The following is a 1,109-nucleotide window of genomic DNA, read 5'->3' as shown; positions in this document are numbered from 1 at the left end:
CATTTAGGATAGAAATTAATAGAGTATTCAGAGTGTATAGAAATATTGTAAAACCAAAAATTAAGAATACATATCCATATTCATCAGAAAGCATTACCAAACGACTGAGTTGATTATGTAAAATTATTAACCCTAAACTCACTATAAAAGTGAAAAATAAAGTTATCTGTAAAGCATTGGATAGAATTTTTTTTATTGCAGATTCATCTTCTTTATATTCTGCTACATATTTCGTTATTCCACTATTAATTCCGCCATTAGCTACTCCCAATAAGATAGTTGAAAAATCATTCAATTGACCTAATAGGGCAATCCCACATGGACCTATAATAGAAGCCACAACTTTTACGCTTATTAATCCTGTAAGCATACGCACTAAGGTAGATATAGCATTAAATGAAAACACTTTTACTATATCCTCTTTCGCTGTACGTTTAGCAAAAGAGGCAAACTTATATATCATTCCCACTTGTTCAGTAAATCAACAATAGTTTTTATCTCCATATTCATCATTATTGGGCTTAATGGCAAACTAAGTTCTTCATTATGGATTTGTTCCGTAATAGGGTACGAAAGTTTGTTCCACTCCTTAAAGCACTCTTGTTTATGAGGAGGTATAGGATAATGAATAATAGTCTGTACACCATTGTCAGCTAAATACTTCTGCAATTCATTACGTTTTTTTACACGAATAGTAAAAATATGGAATGCATGAGTATCCCAGTCTTTTATTATTGGAGTAATAATTGCTGGATTAGTTATATGATCAATATAATATCTTGCAAATTCCTTACGAATAGCTAAATCTTCATCCAAATGCTTTAATTTCACATTTAGCACAGCTGCTTGTATCTCATCCAATCGACTATTGCGTCCACAATATTTGAATACATATTTTTTATGTGAACCATAGTTAGCAATCGCACGAATCACCTTTGCTAATTCCTCGTCGTTAGTTGTTACTGCACCAGCATCTCCTAATGCCCCCAAATTCTTACCTGGATAAAAACTATGCCCAGCAGCATCTCCTAATGAACCTGTCTTTCTACTCTGATATATACAACCATGAGCTTGAGCATTATCTTCCACCAACTTAAGATGATATTTAT

Annotated in this window: 2 protein-coding genes; both read right to left on the bottom strand. The window is 32.6% G+C overall.

Translation table 11 applies throughout. The features are described from left to right. On the bottom strand, positions 1 to 463 hold a 463-nt coding region (locus AB5935_RS27625), incomplete at its 3' end, for an oligosaccharide flippase family protein (protein WP_368328053.1). Next, positions 460 to 1,109: DegT/DnrJ/EryC1/StrS family aminotransferase (locus AB5935_RS27620; protein WP_368328052.1), on the bottom strand; the 650-nt coding region annotated here is incomplete at its 5' end. The genes AB5935_RS27625 and AB5935_RS27620, both read right to left, overlap by 4 nt.

The sequence above is a fragment of the Phocaeicola sp. RTP21198st1_B8_RTP21198_201120 genome (genome assembly GCF_040929485.1).
GTDB lineage: Bacteria > Bacteroidota > Bacteroidia > Bacteroidales > Bacteroidaceae > Phocaeicola > Phocaeicola dorei.
This window is presented reverse-complemented; position numbering and strand designations above follow the sequence as displayed.